Source organism: Streptomyces lycii, from assembly GCF_009735685.1.
In the GTDB taxonomy this organism is placed as follows: domain Bacteria; phylum Actinomycetota; class Actinomycetes; order Streptomycetales; family Streptomycetaceae; genus Streptomyces; species Streptomyces lycii.
In genome coordinates this window covers 34259-51198 of the sequence record NZ_WHPN01000426.1, presented here as the reverse complement: position 1 = coordinate 51198, position 16940 = coordinate 34259, and the positions used below count along the sequence as shown (strand labels likewise).

13 protein-coding genes are annotated in these 16940 nt (G+C 73.8%); 5 read left to right on the top strand and 8 right to left on the bottom strand.

Annotation, left to right across the window (positions count from 1 at the left end):
* Positions 1-96: 96 nt before the first annotated feature.
* From GCU69_RS31250 to miaA, 4 genes are all read right to left on the bottom strand, one after another.
* Positions 97-2100 carry a RelA/SpoT family protein gene (locus GCU69_RS31250; RefSeq protein ID WP_156207879.1) on the bottom strand — a complete coding sequence of 668 codons (2004 nt, stop codon included), beginning with the start codon at positions 2098-2100 and terminating at the stop codon, positions 97-99.
* 184 nt (positions 2101-2284) lie between these two features.
* On the bottom strand, positions 2285-3175 hold the full coding sequence (gene dapF, locus GCU69_RS31245) for a diaminopimelate epimerase (RefSeq protein WP_098749898.1): 891 nt from the start codon (positions 3173-3175) through the stop codon (positions 2285-2287).
* 63 nt (positions 3176-3238) lie between these two features.
* Positions 3239-3679 (bottom strand): hypothetical protein, encoded by a 441-nt coding sequence (locus tag GCU69_RS31240; protein WP_156207893.1) that lies wholly within the window; start codon positions 3677-3679, stop codon positions 3239-3241.
* Positions 3680-3786: 107 nt separating this feature from the next.
* Complete coding sequence (miaA, locus tag GCU69_RS31235) at positions 3787-4725, bottom strand: tRNA (adenosine(37)-N6)-dimethylallyltransferase MiaA (protein WP_235978821.1); 939 nt, start codon at positions 4723-4725, stop codon at positions 3787-3789.
* A gap of 179 nt (positions 4726-4904) precedes the next feature.
* Here miaA and GCU69_RS31230 point away from each other — a divergent pair, with 179 nt between their 5' ends.
* Positions 4905-5126 (top strand): antitoxin, encoded by a 222-nt coding sequence (locus tag GCU69_RS31230; RefSeq protein ID WP_156207878.1) that lies wholly within the window; start codon positions 4905-4907, stop codon positions 5124-5126.
* A 210-nt stretch (positions 5127-5336) separates the two neighbouring features.
* Here the strand turns inward: GCU69_RS31230 and GCU69_RS31225 are convergent, their stop codons facing one another.
* The gene (locus GCU69_RS31225; RefSeq protein WP_098749894.1) at positions 5337-6059 is read right to left on the bottom strand and encodes a class III extradiol dioxygenase subunit B-like domain-containing protein; all 723 of its coding nucleotides are present in this window, start codon (positions 6057-6059) and stop codon (positions 5337-5339) included.
* 235 nt (positions 6060-6294) lie between these two features.
* Positions 6295-7782: a tRNA (N6-isopentenyl adenosine(37)-C2)-methylthiotransferase MiaB gene (gene miaB / locus GCU69_RS31220; RefSeq protein WP_176604689.1), complete on the bottom strand. Its 1488-nt coding sequence runs from the start codon at positions 7780-7782 to the stop codon at positions 6295-6297.
* A 111-nt stretch (positions 7783-7893) separates the two neighbouring features.
* Between miaB and GCU69_RS31215 the strand changes: the two genes are divergently transcribed.
* Together GCU69_RS31215 and GCU69_RS31210 are read left to right on the top strand one after the other, a co-directional pair.
* Positions 7894-8892, top strand: coding sequence for a TAXI family TRAP transporter solute-binding subunit (locus GCU69_RS31215; protein WP_098749892.1), 999 nt, complete (start codon positions 7894-7896; stop codon positions 8890-8892).
* A 251-nt stretch (positions 8893-9143) separates the two neighbouring features.
* On the top strand, positions 9144-12281 hold the full coding sequence (locus tag GCU69_RS31210) for an alpha-mannosidase (protein WP_156207876.1): 3138 nt from the start codon (positions 9144-9146) through the stop codon (positions 12279-12281).
* A gap of 482 nt (positions 12282-12763) precedes the next feature.
* Here GCU69_RS31210 and GCU69_RS31205 read toward each other — a convergent pair whose 3' ends face one another.
* Together GCU69_RS31205 and GCU69_RS31200 are read right to left on the bottom strand one after the other, a co-directional pair.
* Positions 12764-14182 (bottom strand): sensor histidine kinase, encoded by a 1419-nt coding sequence (locus GCU69_RS31205; RefSeq protein WP_098749890.1) that lies wholly within the window; start codon positions 14180-14182, stop codon positions 12764-12766.
* 19 nt (positions 14183-14201) lie between these two features.
* Entirely contained in the window at positions 14202-14909 is a 708-nt protein-coding gene (locus GCU69_RS31200) for a response regulator transcription factor (RefSeq protein WP_156207875.1), read from the bottom strand.
* A 289-nt stretch (positions 14910-15198) separates the two neighbouring features.
* On the opposite strand from GCU69_RS31200, the gene GCU69_RS31195 reads away from it, so the two are divergent.
* Both GCU69_RS31195 and GCU69_RS31190 read left to right on the top strand, forming a co-directional pair.
* Positions 15199-15975, top strand: a complete 777-nt coding sequence (locus GCU69_RS31195) for an amino acid ABC transporter ATP-binding protein (RefSeq protein ID WP_098749888.1) — start codon at positions 15199-15201, stop codon at positions 15973-15975.
* 71 nt (positions 15976-16046) lie between these two features.
* On the top strand, positions 16047-16874 hold the full coding sequence (locus tag GCU69_RS31190) for a glutamate ABC transporter substrate-binding protein (protein ID WP_098749887.1): 828 nt from the start codon (positions 16047-16049) through the stop codon (positions 16872-16874).
* The last annotated feature ends 66 nt before the right edge of the window (positions 16875-16940 follow it).

The following is a 16940-nucleotide window of genomic DNA, read 5'->3' as shown; positions in this document are numbered from 1 at the left end:
ACGCCCGGAGGGCCCGGGAGATTCCCCGGCACCGGCCGCGCCGACCCGACGATGGTCCCACGGCCCACCCCGGCCGTCACGCGGTTTCCCGCCCGCTCAGGTGACCGCGCCGGCCGGCGGCTCCGTCACCCGGACCGGTGCGGCACCGCCGGCCGGCCACCGGACGCGGCTGACGTCGTACACGCCGGGGACGTCGCGCATGGCGCGGATCAGCGACGGGAGCCCGGCGGGGTCCGTCAGCTCGACCGTGTACGTATGCCGTACGCGCTGTTCGTGCGGGGGCTCGACCTCCGCGGAGACGACGGCCGCGCCTTCCCGGGCGATGGCCTCCGTGAGGTCCGCGAGCAGGTGCGGGCCGCCGAAGGCCTCGGCGAGGAGGGTGATCCGGCCGCCGGGGCCGGCGGCACCGGGCGGAGCCGCGTCCCGCGCCGCACCGGAGCGCGCCGAACCGGCCACCGGCGGGGCCTGGCCGCGGGTGACCGCGCCCGGAGCCGCGGGCCCGGCCGCGTCCGGCCCCGCGGGCACGGCGGGATGGGCCCGGAGCCAGCCGCTGATGGCGATCCGCGCGGCGGGCGTACGGGCGTGCTCCAGCCACTCCGGGGACGGCCCGGCGGCCGGGTCCTGGGCCATCAGCAGGTCCAGCGCGTCCCCGTCGGCGAGCACGGTGCCCAGCGCCGCGAGCCGGCCGTTGACCCGGGCGCCGATGCAGGTGTGCGCCGCGTCGCCGTGCAGGGCGTAGGCGGCGTCCACACAGCTGGAGCCCGCCGGGAGTGCGAGCGTTCGGCCCGCGCCGTGGAAGACGGTGATCTCGCGGTCCTCGGCGAGGTCGGCGCGCAGCGAGGCCCAGAAGGCGTCCGGGTCGGGGGTGGCCTGCTGCCAGTCGAGCAGCCGGGAGAGCCAGCCGGGCCGGGTGGGATCGGCCCGCTCGCCGTCCGCGGTGTCCGCGGACGGCGCGCCGTCGGTGCCCGGGGCGTAGGGGTTGCCGAGCGCGACGACGCCCGCCTCTGCCACCCGGTGCATCCGGCGGGTCCGGATGAGCACCTCGGCGACCTCACCGCCGGACCGGGCGACGACGGCCGTGTGCAGGGACTGGTAGAGGTTGAACTTGGGTGTCGCGATGAAGTCCTTGAACTCCGAGATCACCGGGGTGAAGCAGGTGTGCAGCTCGCCGAGGACCGCGTAGCAGTCGGCGTCCTCGGTGACGAGCACCAGCAGCCGGCCCAGGTCGGTGGCGGTCAGCCCGCCGCGTTTGAGCCCGACGCGGTGGACGGAGACGAGGTGCCGGGGGCGGATCAGGACCTCGGCGGTGATGCCCGCCTCGCGCAGCACGGCGCGGATCTGCTCGGCGGCGGCGGACAGCGGGCCCGCGCCGACGGCGTGCTCCCGCGCGACGGCGCGGGCGCGGGCGCAGTCCTCGGGCTGCAGGACCGCGAAGACCAGGTCCTCCAGCTCGGTCTTGAGCGCCTGGACACCGAGCCGGTCGGCCAGCGGGATGAGCACGTCCCGGGTGACCTCGGCGATCCGTACCTGCTTCTCGCGGCGCATGACGCCCAGGGTCCGCATGTTGTGCAGCCGGTCCGCGAGCTTGATCGACATGACCCGGACGTCGTTGCCCGTGGCGACCAGCATCTTGCGGAACGTCTCCGGTTCGGCGGCGGAACCGTACTCGACCTTCTCCAGCTTGGTGACCCCGTCGACGAGGAAGCGCACCTCCTCGCCGAACTCCCCGCCGACCTGGGCGAGCGTCACCGCCGTGTCCTCGACCGTGTCGTGCAGCAGGGAGGCGGTCAGGGTGGTCGTCTCGGCGCCCAGCTCGGCGAGGATCAGGGTCACGGCCAGCGGGTGGGTGATGTACGGCTCGCCGCTCTTGCGGGTCTGGCCGCGGTGCGAGGACTCGGCGAGGAGGTACGCGCGGCGCAGCGGTTCCAGATCGGCGCCCGGGTGGTGGGCGCGGTGCGCCTTCGCGACGTGCTCGATGGCGTCCGGCACCCGGTGCCGGGCGGCGGGGCCGAGGAGGGCGGCGCGGCCGAGTCTGCGCAGCTCGACGCGCGGGCGGCCGCGCCTGCGGGGAGAAGCTGGTTTCACGGCCTCTTCGCACATGGGCACCTCCGGCTGCAGACCGGCGTGCTGGGGTTCTTCCGGGCGAGGGCCCGCCGCGGCAGTGCCGCGCTCCCCCGGACGTCCGAACGGTCGTCCAGGCCGGTGCTTGATGCTACCGGCCCCGTCAGGCACCGCCGAACCGCGCCCGCCCGGAGTGAATGACATCACCCGTTCGAGCGAAAGCTCAGGCGAATGCGATTGCGAGCCAGTCCGGGTCCAAGGTGCCCTCGGCGACGATTTCGGCGGGCCCGGTCATCTCGATCTCGCCGTCCGGCCGCTCGGTGACCGTCAGCCGTCCGCCGGGCAGGTCCACGGCGTACGTCTCGGGGCGGCCGCTGACCGCGGGGTCCGCGCCGTCCCGGCGGGCGGCGGCGACCATGACGGCGCAGGCGCCGGTGCCGCAGGAGCGGGTCTCCCCGGAGCCCCGCTCGTGCACGCGCATCGCCACGTGCCGGCGGCCGCGGTCGGCGACGAACTCGACGTTCGTGCCGTCGGGGTAGGCGCTCGCCGGGCGGACCTCGGGCGCGGTGTGCAGATCACCGGCCTCGGCGAGGTCGGACACGAAGACCACGGCGTGCGGGTTGCCCATGTTGACGTTGCGCGCGGGCCGGGTCCCGTCCCCGACGGACACCGTCACCTCTCCGCCGGGGAGCAGTGCCCGCCCCATGCCGACGGTGATCTCGCCGGGCGTCCCGTCGGGTCCCGCCTTCGCGATGTGCACCCGGCGCACTCCCGCGCGGGTGGCGACGGCGAGGTCGCCCTCGGCCGCGAGCCCGGCCCGCTGGAGGTACCGGGCGAAGACCCGGACGCCGTTGCCGCACATCTCGGCGACGCTGCCGTCGCCGTTGCGGTAGTCCATGAACCACTCGGCCTCGCCGGCCATCGCGGCCGCCTCCGGGTGTGCGGCGGAGCGCACGACGTGCAGCAGCCCGTCGCCGCCGATGCCGGCCCGCCGGTCGCACAGCCGGGCGACGGCGGACGGGGACAGCTCCAGGGCGTTGCCGGGGTCGGGCAGGATGACGAAGTCGTTCTCCGTGCCGTGTCCCTTGAGGAAGGCGAGGGGTGCGGTGCTCACCCTTCCGATCCTACGCGGCCCCGCCGCGCCCGCGTGTGCGCGCCGGTACGGCCCCCGCCGCGGTCAGCGCAGCCGGCCGACGCGCCACAGGCAGAGCACGACCACGGTGGCGACGACCAGGGCGTAGCAGGCGGCGACGCGCCAGTCGGGGCGGGTGCCGGAGCCGGGCGCCGGGAGCCCCGGCCAGCTGAGGCCGACCCGGCGGGTGGCCATCACGCTCCAGCCGGCCGCGCAGCCGCTGAGGAGGAGCCCGAGCATGGCGACGACCGCTCCCCCGTCGCCGAAGGCGAAGGCCAGCGGGAAGGCGAACATCAGGGAGCCGAGGGCGGCGAGCGCCACGATCGGCGCGAGCTGCCAGATCCGCAGCCGCCGGGGCGGGCGGATCTCGCTGAACGACTCACCGCCGTGCGGCAGATCCGTGCCGTCGGCAGCGGGACCGTCGGGGGCCAGGGACGCGGCGGGCGCGTCCGGGGACTGCTGTCTGTCGCGAGGGCCGGCCTCCATCGCCACGCGCCCTCCCTACCTGAGACATCAGGGCTCGATCGAGGTCGATGATGACACGCTCCAGAGGGCCCGGAGCGCGCCTGGAGCGTCCCGATGCCATCACGTGATCAGGCTGTGACCGCTCGTTCGACCAACGTCAGCGCCTGCCCGGGGAGTTCCCGCCGGCCGTCCGCCGCCCCGCTCAGCCAGTGCACCCGGGGGTCGCGCCGGAACCAGGAGTCCTGGCGGCGCGCGAACCGCTTCGTGGCCCGTACGGTCTCGGCCCGCGCCTCGTCCTCCGTGCACTCCCCGGCGAGGAAGGCGAGCACCTGCTGGTAGCCGAGGGCCCGGGAGGCCGTACGGCCCTCGCGGAGCCCGGCGGCCTCCAGCGCCCGTACCTCCGCGACCAGCCCCTGGTCCCACATGCGGTCGACGCGGGAGGCGATCCGCGCGTCGAGCTCGGGCCGTGCGACGTCGACGCCGATCTGAACGGTGTCGTAGACGGACTCGTGGCCGGGGAGGTTGGCGGTGAAGGGGCGGCCCGTGATCTCGATGACCTCCAGGGCGCGCACGATGCGCCGTCCGTTGCCCGGCAGGATCGCCCCGGCGGCCGCGGGGTCGGCCGCGGCCAGCCGGGCGTGCAGCGCGCCGGGGCCGTCCGCCGCTAGCTCCGCCTCCAGCCGGGCGCGTACGGCCGGGTCGGTGCCGGGGAACTCCAGGGCGTCGATGGCGCCCCGGACGTACAGCCCGGAGCCGCCCACCAGGACGGGGGTGCGGCCCTCCGCGAGCAGCCGGTCGATCTCGGCGCGGGCCAGCCGCTGGTACTCCGCGACGCTGGCGGCCTCGGTCACGTCCCAGATGTCGAGCAGCCGGTGCGGCACTCCCTCCCGTTCGGCGGGGGTCAGCTTGGCGGTGCCGATGTCCATGCCCCGGTACAGCTGCATGGAGTCGGCGTTCACGACCTCGCCACCGAGCCGGTGGGCGAGGGCGACGCCCAGATCGGACTTTCCGGCCGCGGTGGGACCGACGACGGCGATGACCCGGGGGGCGTGCCTGGTGCTCTTCACCCGTCCAGTCTCCCAAAGACCGGGGCCGCTCCGGACCCGGTTCCGGGTCCGGAGCCACCGGGCGGGATCGGCCCAACGCGCGTAAACTATTGAGGGTATATGGGCGTATTGCGGTGATTCATGCAAGCTCATGCACCGTGCACGCCGCCGCCCGATCTGTGACGAGGGAGATGTGGCTCATGGGCATGATGGACAAGCTCAAGGCCAAGATGAAGGGCCAGGAAGGCCGCGACCTCGCGCGCCGGCACGGGGAGAAGATGGACAAGGGTGTGGACCGGGCCGGTGATACGGCCGACGAACGCACCCAGGGCAAGTACAGCAAGCACATCGACACCGGTACGGAGAAGGGGAAGGACGCCCTCGGCCGCTACTCCGGCCGGGACGAAGGCACCGGCACCTGAGCCCCCGGACACCGGAAGGCCGCACCCTCCCCGGGCCGTGCGGCCTTCGCCGTGCGGGGCTGCGGGGCCGGACCGGCGGGGCCGGACCGGACAGCGGGCGGGCCGCCGCTGCGGGGCCGTGGGGCGCCGGCGCGGAGCCTCCGCGGGCCCGGGCGCCACGGAACGTGAGACCGGCGGCGGGGCCGGTGTCGGAGCGTTCCGCGGCCGGGCTCACGACCAGACGGCGACGAAATACCCCACGCCGTACGGCGCGTCCTCGTACAGCAGCCGGCCCTCCAGCCCGGCCGTCGCGGCGGCGCCCGCGAGCACCTGCCACGGCGCACGGCCCGCGGCCAGCAGCGAGGCCGCCGTCCCGGGGTCCAGCGCCGCCAGGGCCGCGGTGTCCGCCGCGGCGAGAGCGCGCGCGACCCCGGCGTCGAATCCCGTGGCCCGCTCGTCCAGATAACCGGGGGCCTTCACCGTGCGGCAGGCGCTGCCGTCACCGAGCACCAGCAGGGCGACGCGTTCGGCCGTCGCGGCGAGTTCCCGGCCCGCGGCGGCGCAGCGCTCCGGGTCCAGCGACTCCCCGACGCCCAGCCCTTCGACGGGGGCCGAACCCCACGCAGCGCGTTCCAGCAGCCAGCCGCCGACGGCGAGGGCCGGTGGCAGCCCGGCCCCGGCGCGGTCCGCGGCGGGCGGCTCCCCCGGGCCCAGCCGGACCTCCCGGTCGACGCCGACCGGCCGGAACGAACCGGTGGAGCCCTGCGGGTGGGCCGCGATCCCCGAGCCCTCGGCGGGGCCGACGACGACCAGCCGGTCGGGGCGGGCGGCGGCCAGGACGGAGAGGGCGTCGGCGCAGGCCGTCCGGAGATCGCCGAGTTCGGCGGCGGCCCCCGCCGCGACCTCCGGCACGAGCAGCGGCGGGCAGGGGCAGACAGCGGCGGCGGCGAGCATGATCGGAGCGTAACAAGACCGGCCGCCCGGCTCCCGTGCGTGCCGGGAGCCGGGCGGTGAGGTGAGGCGCGGAGGCGGGCGGGGCGGTGAGGCGCGGAGCCGGGCGGTGAGGCGCGGCACCGACGACGGCCCTGGTCGTGGCCGCGGCCCTCGGCGGGCGGCCCGGCCGGTCGCAGTCCGGCACGGGCCGGCCCGTGCCGGCCACGGCCCTCGGCGGCGGCCCGGCGGGCCGGTGCTAGTCGCAGCCGCAACCCGTGGCGGGCGCCGGTGACGCGGCCGGGGCACCGATCGTCGGCAGGCCCAGCATCACACCGGCCGGCTGCTGGGGCGCGGCGTTGCGCTTCTCCCAGGCGTCACCCGCGCGAGTGCGCCGGACGGCCTTGACGGGGCCCTCCGCGAGCAGGTGGTGCGGCGCGGCGTAGCTGATCCCGACGGTCACCATGTCCCCGGGGCGCACCGGCTCGGCGGGCTTGGTGAAGTGCACCAGGCGGTTGTCGGGGGCGCGGCCGGAGAGCCGGTGGGTGGCTCCGTCCTTGCGCCCCTCGCCCTCGGCGACCATGAGTTCCAGCACCCGGCCGACCTGCTGCTTGTTCTCCTGCCAGCTGATCTCCTCCTGGAGGGCGACCAGCCGCTCGTAGCGCGCCTGGACGACCTCCTTGGGGATCTGGTCCGCCATGTCGGCCGCGGGGGTGCCGGGGCGCTTGGAGTACTGGAAGGTGAAGGCCTGCGCGAACCGGGACTCCCGGACGACGTGCAGCGTCTCCTCGAAGTCCTCCTCGGTCTCGCCGGGGAAGCCGACGATGATGTCGGTGGAGATCGCGGCGTCCGGCATGGCGGCGCGGACCTTCTCGATGATGCCGAGATAGCGCTCCTGGCGGTAGCTGCGGCGCATGGCCTTGAGCACCCTGCTGGACCCGGACTGGAGCGGCATGTGCAGCTGCGGCATGACGTTCGGCGTCTCGGCCATGGCGGCGATGACGTCGTCCGTGAAGTCGCGCGGATGCGGCGAGGTGAAGCGGACCCGCTCCAGGCCCTCGATCCTCCCGCAGGCACGCAGCAGCTTGGAGAACGCCTCCCGGTCGCCGATGTCCGAGCCGTAGGCGTTGACGTTCTGGCCGAGCAGGGTGATCTCGGTGACGCCCTCCGCGACCAGCGCCTCGACCTCGGCGAGGATGTCGCCGGGCCGGCGGTCCTTCTCCTTGCCGCGGAGCGCGGGCACGATGCAGAAGGCGCAGGTGTTGTTGCAGCCGACGGAGATGGAGACCCACGCGGCGTACGCGGACTCGCGGCGGGTCGGGAGCGTCGACGGGAACGCCTCCAGCGACTCCGCGATCTCGACCTGCGCCTCCTCCTGGACCCGGGCCCGCTCCAGGAGCACCGGCAGGCTGCCGATGTTGTGCGTGCCGAAGACCACGTCGACCCAGGGCGCCTTGCTGACGATGGTGTCGCGGTCCTTCTGGGCGAGGCAACCGCCCACGGCGATCTGCATGCCGGGCCGCTTCGCCTTCATCGGGGCGAGCCGTCCGAGGTTGCCGTAGAGCCGGTTGTCGGCGTTCTCCCGCACCGCGCAGGTGTTGAAGACGACGACGTCGGCGTCGCCCTCGGCACGGCCTTCGGGCGCGCGGACGTATCCGGCGTCCTCCAGCAGGCCGGAGAGCCGCTCGGAGTCGTGGACGTTCATCTGGCACCCGTAGGTGCGCACCTCGTAAGTCTTCGCGCTCATCTCGCCCACCAGACTACGTGCTCCCCCGGACATCCCGCCCCCGGCTTCCCCCGGTCCGACCTCCCGGCCCGTTTCTGGCCACCGCCCCCGGCGGCTGGCAGGATTCCGCGCATGACACCGGTAGTCCACCGCATCGGCCGACGCCGCGCCGCGCAGGCCGTCCTCGCGGCGTCGGCCGTGCTGGCGCTGCTGCTGTGGTGGCTGCTGCCGCTGGGCGGACGGCCGGAGCCGCGGGGCACGATGGAGTTCACGACCGGGGTGCCGACGGGCGTCTACTCGCGGTACGGAAAGCTGCTCGAGGAGCAGCTGGCGCACGATCTGCCGGAGGTCGACGTACGGCTGCACGCCAGCGAGGGCTCCGTGCAGAACATCAGGCGGCTGGTCTCCGGCGAGGCCAACTTCACCATCGCGACCGCCGACTCGGTCGCCGCCTACCGCGACGAGAAGCGCCCCGGCGCCGGGACGCTGCGGGCCTGCGCCCGGCTCTACGACGACTACATGCAGCTGGTCGTCCCGGCGGGCTCGGACATCGGCAGCGCCGCGGACCTGCGAGGGCGGCGCGTGGCCGTGGGGCAGCCGGGCTCGGGCGTCAGCCTGATCACCGGGCGGCTGCTGGAGGCGGCCGGGATCGACGCCGCGAAGGACATCACGCCCGTCCCGGTGGGGATCGACCGGATGCCCGGAATGCTGCGGTCCGGGGAGATCGACGCGTTCTTCTGGTCCGGCGGGCTGCCCACCGGGGCGGTGCAGGAGCTGGCCGCGCGGACGGACGTCCGGCTGGTGCCGCTGGGGGATCTCGTCGACGAGCTGCACGCGCTGGGCGGCACCGCGCGGCACTACCGGGCCGCCGTCATGCCCGCCGACGCCTATCCGCGGGTGCAGCGCGGCAAGTCGGTGAAGACGGTCGCCGTCGCCAACCTCCTGGTGACGACGGACCGCACGGACCCGCGGCTCACCGAGGGCATCACCCGCACGGTCATCGACAGCCGGGACCGGATCGGGCGCGAGGTGCACGCGGCCCAGCTGGTGGATCTCCGCACGGCGATCTTCACGGATCCGCTGCCGCTGCACGACGGGGCGAGCCGCTACTACGGATCCGTCAAACCCTGACAACGCAACGCCGCCAAGAACCCGGCACAACCTGCCACAAGCACCAAAAACCGCCGAGAGTTCCGAGAGCCGCCAAAAAGCGGCAGGACCGCCGAGAAGCGACGGGACCGGCAGAGGACCCGCCGGAATCGGCGGACCCCGTCCGAACCGGCGGCCGCCGTCGGAAGATTCCGCTCCGGATGCGGTTGCGCGCCTGCCACCGGGTAAGACCCCCCGTGCATTCAGCCCCGCGAACCAACGGAGCCGCCGTCATGCATGACGACCGGAGCATCGTCGAACAACGACTGCACCGCGTGCTGGAGGAACGCCTGCGCCCCGCCGTCCACCGCGATCCCGTGCCCCTGACCGTCGAACGCTGGGACGCGCCGGGCGAGCCGGTGCCGGTCGCCGAGGGGCTGTCCGCGCCGTACGCCCCGGCCGCCGCCGGGGACGCCTGGGGGCCCGCCTGGGGCACCAGCTGGTTCAAGGTCACCGGCCGGGTGCCGGAGGACTGGGCGGGGCGCACCGTCGAGGCCGTGCTCGACCTGGGGTTCGAGCGGTCGATGCCCGGCTTCCAGTGCGAGGGCCTGGTCCACCGGGCCGACGGCGAGGCCGTGAAGGCTCTCAACCCGCACAACGACTGGGTACGGATCGCCGCTCCGGCCGACGGCGGCGAGGACGTGCTGCTGTACGTCGAGGCGGCGGCCAACCCGATCCTGGCCGGCCAGACCCCGACGTACCAGGGCGACCGGCTGACCGCGAGCGGCGAGCCGCTGTACCGGATCGCGCGGATGGACCTCACCGTCTTCGAGCCGGAGGTGTGGAACCTCGTCCAGGACCTGGAGGTGGCGGGCGAGCTGATGCTGGAGCTGTCGCCCGGCGACGCCCGCCGCTTCGGGCTGCTGCGCGCGACGGAGCGCTGCCTCGACGCCCTGGACCTGACCGATCTGCCGGGCACCGCCGGACGCGCCCGGGAGCGGCTCGCCGGGGCGCTCTCCTCGCCCGCCCACGCGTCGGCGCACCGGATCAGCGCCGTCGGGCACGCGCACATCGACTCGGCCTGGCTGTGGCCGCTGCGCGAGACCGTGCGGAAGGTGGCGCGCACGGCCTCCAACATGGTGGCGCTGATGGACGACCACCCGGAGTTCGTCTTCGCGATGTCCCAGGCCCAGCAGCTGGCCTGGATCAAGGAGCACCGGCCGGAGGTCTACGCACGGGTCAAGAAGAAGGTGGCGGACGGGCAGTTCGTGCCGGTCGGCGGCATGTGGGTGGAGTCCGACACCAACATGGTCGGCGGCGAGGCCATGGCCCGGCAGTTCCTCTACGGCAAGAAGTTCTTCCTCGACGAGTTCGGGATCGAGACCAAGGAGGTGTGGCTGCCGGACTCCTTCGGCTACACGGCGGCGATGCCGCAGCTGGTGAAGTTGTCCGGTTCGGACTGGTTCCTGACGCAGAAGATCTCCTGGAGCCAGACGAACAAGTTCCCGCACCACACCTTCTGGTGGGAGGGCATCGACGGCACCCGGGTCTTCACGCACTTCCCGCCGGTCGACACGTACAACTCCAACCTGGGCGGCGCCGAGATGGCGCACGCGGCGCGCAACTACCAGGAGAAGGGCCGCGGGACCCGTTCCCTGGCGCCCTTCGGATACGGCGACGGGGGCGGCGGCCCGACCCGGGAGATGCTGGCCCGCGCCGAGCGGCTGCGGGACCTGGAGGGCTCGCCGCGGGTCACGGTGGAGAAGCCGTCGGCGTTCTTCGAGGCGGCGCACGCGGAGTACGAGGACGCGCCGGTGTGGGCGGGCGAGCTGTATCTGGAGCTGCACCGCGGCACGTACACCTCGCAGGCCAAGACCAAGCAGGGCAACCGGCGCAGCGAGTCGCTGCTGCGGGAGGCCGAACTGTGGTCGGCGACGGCCGCGCTGCGGGTGCCCGGCTTCGCGTACCCGTACGAGCGGCTGGAGGAGCTGTGGAAGACGGTGCTGCTGCACCAGTTCCACGACATCCTGCCGGGCTCGTCGATCGCCTGGGTGCACCGCGAGGCCCGGGAGACGTACGCGCGCGTGCACGCCGAGCTGGACGGAATGATCACCGAGGCGCAGCGCGCGCTGGCGGGCGGCGGCACCGGCACGGTGGTCTTCAACGGCGCCCCGCACACCCGGGGCGGCGTGCCGGCGGGCGGTGCCGAGCCGGCCCCGGAGCGGCCGGGCGGGGCGGTGACCGCCGGGCCCCGCGCGGCCGGCGGCTTCGTGCTGGACAACGGGCTCCTGCGGGTCGAGATCGACGACCGGGGCCTGGTCGTCTCCGCGTACGACCTGGCGGCCCGCCGCGAGGCCGTGGCGCCGGGCGCGGCAGCCAACCTGCTGCAGATCCACCCCGATCTGCCCAACCACTGGGACGCCTGGGACGTCGACGCCTTCTACCGGAACAACGTCACCGACCTGACCGGGGCCGAGGAGGTGACGCTCACCGAGTCGGCGGAGGACCGCGCGGTGGTCACCGTGCGCCGCGTCTTCGGCAACTCCTCGGTGCTCCAGCGGCTCACGCTGGGCTCCGGCGCCAAGGTGCTGGACATCGACACCGAGGTCGACTGGCACGAGGCCGAGATGTTCCTCAAGGCGGCCTTCCCGCTGGACGTGAAGGCCGACCGGTCGGCCGCCGAGACCCAGTTCGGGCATGTCTTCCGCGCCACCCACACCAACACCTCGTGGGAGGCGGCGAAGTTCGAGATCTGCGCCCACCGCTGGATCCAGGTCGAGGAGCCGGGCTGGGGAGCGGCCCTGGTCAACGACTCGACGTACGGGCACGACGTCACCCGCGCCGTGCGCCCGGACGGCGGGCAGACCACCACCGTACGGCTGTCGCTGCTGCGTGCCCCGCGCTATCCCGACCCGGAGACCGACCAGGGCACGCACCGGCTGCGGTACGCGCTCGCACCGGGCGCCGGGATCGGGGACGCGGTGCGCGAGGGACACCGGATCAACCTGCCGGAGCGGTCGGTGCCGGGTGACCGCGCCGTCGAGCCGCTGGTGTCGGCCGACAACGACCAGGTCGTCCTGGAGGCGGTGAAGCTGGCCGAGGACCGCAGCGGTGACGTGGTGGTCCGGCTGTACGAGTCGCACGGCGGGCGCGCGCAGGCGGTGCTGTCCACCGGCTTCCCGGTGGCCGGGGTCACGGTGACCGACCTGCTGGAGCGCCCGCTGCCGGAGGGGCCGGGCGGCCCCGGGGCCGCTGTCACGGCGGGCGGCGCGGACGGCGGCCCCGGCGGCACGGGCGATGGCCCTGACGGCGCGGGCGACGGCACGGACGGCGCGGGCGGCGGCACGGACGGTGGCACGGACAGCGGCACGGTGCGGCTGTCCCTGCGGCCGTTCCAGATCGTGACGCTGCGCCTGGCCCGCGGCGACTGAGCGGCGGACCCGGGGAGCGGTCCGGAGACGCGCGGTGCGGCGCCTCCGGGCCGCGTGGGCGTGCGGCGCCTCCGGTCCGCGTGCGGCGGCACCGGGCCGAAGGTGCCGCCGCACGCGGGCGGAAAGGTGCTGCGGCACCGGACCGCGGGGACGCAGGCCCCGGGCCGCGGGGACGCAGGCCCCGGGCCGCGGGTACGGAGACTCCGGACCGCGCGTACGACGGCTGCCGACACGGGTACGGCGGCTCCGGGCCGCGGGACCGGCGGTCGGGGCCGCTGCCGAAGGCCCGGCGGCAGGCCCACGCGGCAGGTCCCGGCCGGGGCCGAACCCGCGATTCCGGCGGTCGGCCCCTCCAGGTGGCGCCGCCCGGGGCGCGGTACCGGCCCAATCCGGAACCGCGCCCCGGGCGGCGTCACCCGTCCGGCGCCCGCCCCACCCGCACGGGGCCGCCCCGGGCGTCACCCGCACGGCGCCGCCCGCCCTCACCCGTGCGGCGCCGACCTCGGCAGGGTGATCGTGACACGCAGCCCGTTCGGTTCGTTCGGCGCGTAGCCGATGGTCGCGCCGCCCGCGGCGAGCAGCGCCCGGGACACCGACAGGCCGAGTCCGGAACCGGAGACGTTCTGGTGCCGGCTGCTGCGCCAGAACCGGTCGCCGATCCGCTCGAGTTCCTCCTCGGTGAGGCCCGGCCCCCCGTCGGCGACCACGATCCGCACGGTGTCGGCCTCGCCGCCGGTCTCCGCGGACACCGTGACGCCACCGCCCTCCGGAGTGAACTTGAGCGCGTTGTCGACCACCGCGTCCAAGGCGCTGGAGAGCGCGATCGGGTCCGCCCAGCCGCTGGCCCCCGCCGGGCCCTCGTAGCGCAGGGACACCCCCTCCCGGTCGGCCACCGGCCGCCAGGCGCCGACGCGTTCGGCCGCGAGTTCGGCGATGTCCGTGAGCTGGAGGTCGGCCGCGGCGTGCTCGGCCAGCGCCAGGTCGAGCAGGTCGTCCAGGACCCGGGCCAGCCGCTTGCCCTCCGCGCGGACCGACGCGACCTCCTCGTTGCCCTCGGGAAGCTCCAGAGCCAGCAGTTCGATCCGCAGCAGCAGGGCGGACAGCGGATTGCGCAACTGGTGCGAGGCGTCGGCGACGAAGGCCCGCTGCTGTTCGAGCACGTCCTCGACGTTGTCGGCCATCTCGTTGAAGGACTTGGCGAGCCGGCGCAGCTCGGGCGGCCCGCCCCCGGCGGCGACCCGGGAGTTCATCCGCCCGGTCGCGATGTCGTGGGTCGCCGCGTCCAGCACCCGCACCGGCCGCAGCACCCAGCCGGCGAGCCGGATCGCGGCGCCGACGGCGACCAGCATGGCCGCGGACTCCCCGGCGCCGATCAGCAGCCAGCCGCGCAGCGTCCGGGAACGCATCTGCCCGGTCGGCGAGTCTGTGACGACGACGGCGACGACGTCGCCGTCCCGGATCACCGGGGACGCCACGGCGAGCCGGCCGTTCTCCCAGGGCCAGACCTGCGCCGGGTCGTGGCTGCGGCGGCCGGCCAGCGCCTCGCGGAACGCCTGGTCGATCTCCCCCTCGGAGGCGACCGTCCAGCCCACGGGCGCCACGGCCATCGCGGCGCGGTCGCGGTAGAAGACCCCGGCCCGGATGCCGTACACGTCGTGATAGCGGTCCAGCTCGGCGCGGAGCGTGGCGAGCCGGCCGCCCTCGTCCTCGGCGGGCACGGTGCCGACCGGGCGCGCGGTGACGAACTGGGCCAGGGCCGCGAACCGGGCGGTGTCGTCGATCCGGTCGACCACCGTCCGCTGCTGCTCGGCGGCGGCGAGGCTGCCCGCGAGCGGGAAGCCGAGCGCGAGCAGCACGGCCGCCATGAGGACGATGAGCAGCGGGAGAAGTCGGGTGCGCAAGGGGGACGGTCCGTACGGTTCAGCCGGCCGGCGCGACGAGCCGGTAGCCGACGCCGCGCACGGTCTCGATCAGGGCGGGCATCCGCAGCTTCGAGCGGAGCGAGGCGATGTGCACCTCCAGGGTGCGGCCGGTCCCCTCCCAGCTGGTCCGCCACACCTCGCTGATGATCTGCTCGCGCCGGAAGACCACCCCGGGCCGCTGCGCCAGCAGCGCCAGCAGGTCGAACTCCTTGCGGGTCAGCGGCACGTGCATGCCCTCGACCAGTACCCGGCGGGTCGGCAGCTCGATGTGGACGGGGCCCAGGCGCAGCGGCTCGGCCTCCCCTGCGGGGTTGTCGCCGTCGGCGGGATCACCGGGGACGGTGCGCCGGAACACCGCGTGGATACGGGCCAGCAGCTCGCCGGTGTCGTACGGCTTGACCACGTAGTCGTCCGCGCCGAGGTTCAGGCCGTGGATCCGGGAGCGCACGTCGGAGCGGGCCGTCACCATGATCACCGGGGTCGTGGTGAGCTTGCGGATCTTCCCGCACACCTCGAAGCCGTCCTGGTCGGGCAGGCCGAGGTCGAGCAGGACGACACCGAAGGGCGCCGCGTCCCCGCCGGGCAGCAGCGACTGGAGTGCCTCGGCGCCGCTGCGCGCGTGGGTCACGTCGAAGCCGTGCCGGGCGAGCACCGCGGACAGGGCCGCCGCCACGTGATCGTCGTCCTCGACGAGCAGCAGTCTCATGGGCCCCCTTCCGGTGCGTGGCGTGCGATGCCCGCGCGGCCGGTGGCGCGGCGCGTCCTCTTCGGGCATACAGCCGGATTCGGGCAGCCGGCGTCAAGCGGAAAGAGGCTCGCGCGGCCATCCGTTACGGAGCCGGTAGCCAAGCCGCCGTCTGCGCAGTCGCGCGGTCACCGTACGTGGTGCGTGGTGGCCGTATCGTTATGCTCAATTTAGGCTCAGATGTAATGACGCTGGTCGGCCACGGTCATTAAGGTCACTCCTCAACCGAGGAGGACGGAGCAAGAGCTCGATGACCGAAGTATCGGTGACCAAGGACGCCGCACCGGCCGCGGACCCGCTGGTCGTGCTGGACAACGTCAACAAGCACTTCGGCGCGCTGCATGTGCTCCAGGACATCGACCTGACCATCGCGCGCGGCGAGGTCGTCGTCGTGATCGGGCCCTCCGGGTCCGGGAAGTCGACGCTGTGCCGCACGATCAACCGGCTGGAGACGATCGACTCGGGCTCCATCACCATCGACGGAAAGCCGCTGCCCGCCGAGGGGCGGGAGCTGGCGCGGCTGCGGGCCGACGTCGGCATGGTGTTCCAGTCCTTCAACCTCTTCGCGCACAAGACCGTGCTGGAGAACGTGCTGCTGGGCCAGCTCAAGGTCCGGCGCACGGAGAAGAAGCTCGCCGAGGAGAAGGCGCGTGCCCTCCTCGACCGGGTCGGGGTCGCCAACCAGGCGGACAAGTACCCGGCGCAGCTCTCCGGCGGTCAGCAGCAGCGCGTGGCGATCGCCCGCGCCCTGGCGATGGACCCGAAGGTGATGCTGTTCGACGAGCCGACCTCGGCTCTCGACCCGGAGATGATCAATGAGGTGCTGGAGGTCATGCAGCAGCTCGCCCGGGACGGCATGACGATGGTCGTCGTCACCCACGAGATGGGCTTCGCGCGTTCCGCGGCGAACCGCGTCGTCTTCATGTCGGACGGCCGGATCGTCGAAGAGGCCCAGCCGGACCAGTTCTTCAGCAACCCGCGCAGCGACCGTGCCAAGGACTTCCTGTCGAAGATCCTGCACCACTGAGTCCGGCCCGCCCTCCGGCGCCCGGGCCGGCGATCCACCTTTACCGCTTTCAACCGTGAGGAAGTCCGCTCATGAAACTCCGCAAGGCCGGCGCTGCCGCCGCTGCTGCACTCGTTCTGACCCTCACCGCGACGGCCTGCGGGGGCGGCAGCGGTGGCAGCGGTGACGAGGAAAAGATCACCATCGGCATCAAGTTCGACCAGCCGGGCCTGGGGCTGAAGACGCCGGACGGCGAGTTCACCGGTTTTGACGTCGATGTCGCGACGTACGTGGCCAAGGAGCTGGGCTACGACGAGAAGGACATCGAGTGGAAGGAAGCGCCCAGCGCGGAGCGCGAGAACCTGATCTCCCGCGGTGACGTCGACTTCATCGCGGCGACCTACTCCATCACCGACGAGCGCAAGGAGAAGGTCAGCTTCGCCGGCCCGTACCTCCTGGCGCACCAGGACCTGCTGGTCCGCGCCGACGACTCGTCGATCACGGACGCCAAGGACCTCAACTCCAAGAAGCTCTGCTCGGTGACGGGGTCGACCTCGGCGCAGAACGTCAAGAACGACTTCGCGCCCAAGGCCGACCTCCAGGAGTACGGCGGCTACTCGGAGTGCCTGACGGGCCTGGAGAACAAGGCTGTCGACGCGCTGACCACCGACGACTCCATTCTGGCCGGCTACGCCTCGCAGAAGGAGCACCAGGGCAAGTTCAAGCTCGCGGGTCTGAACCTCAGCGACGAGAACTACGGCATCGGCCTCAAGAAGGGCGACACCGAGCTGCAGAAGAAGATCAACGACGCGCTCGAGAAGATGGTCGAGGACGGCTCCTGGGAGAAGGCCGTGAAGGCCAACTTCGGCCCCTCCGACTACAAGAACGAGCCCGCGCCGAAGATCACCGAAACCAGCTGACGACGACCGGCTGACGGCGCGCCGCCCGGCCCGGGCGGCGCGCCGCATCATCCAACCAGGGGAGAG

Excerpts from the sequence above, each read along its gene's own strand:
- GCU69_RS31200 (WP_156207875.1), bottom strand. The coding sequence starts at position 14,909 with ATGAGACTGCTGCTCGTCGAGGACGACGATCACGTGGCGGCGGCCCTG.
- GCU69_RS31195 (WP_098749888.1), top strand. The coding sequence starts at position 15,199 with ATGACCGAAGTATCGGTGACCAAGGACGCCGCACCGGCCGCGGACCCG.
- GCU69_RS31225 (WP_098749894.1), bottom strand. The coding sequence starts at position 6,059 with ATGCTCGCCGCCGCCGCTGTCTGCCCCTGCCCGCCGCTGCTCGTGCCG.
- GCU69_RS31240 (WP_156207893.1), bottom strand. The coding sequence starts at position 3,679 with ATGGAGGCCGGCCCTCGCGACAGACAGCAGTCCCCGGACGCGCCCGCC.
- GCU69_RS31250 (WP_156207879.1), bottom strand. The coding sequence starts at position 2,100 with ATGTGCGAAGAGGCCGTGAAACCAGCTTCTCCCCGCAGGCGCGGCCGC.
- GCU69_RS31210 (WP_156207876.1), top strand. The coding sequence starts at position 9,144 with ATGCATGACGACCGGAGCATCGTCGAACAACGACTGCACCGCGTGCTG.
- miaB (WP_176604689.1), bottom strand. The coding sequence starts at position 7,782 with ATGAGCGCGAAGACTTACGAGGTGCGCACCTACGGGTGCCAGATGAAC.
- GCU69_RS31215 (WP_098749892.1), top strand. The coding sequence starts at position 7,894 with ATGACACCGGTAGTCCACCGCATCGGCCGACGCCGCGCCGCGCAGGCC.
- GCU69_RS31190 (WP_098749887.1), top strand. The coding sequence starts at position 16,047 with ATGAAACTCCGCAAGGCCGGCGCTGCCGCCGCTGCTGCACTCGTTCTG.
- GCU69_RS31230 (WP_156207878.1), top strand. The coding sequence starts at position 4,905 with ATGGGCATGATGGACAAGCTCAAGGCCAAGATGAAGGGCCAGGAAGGC.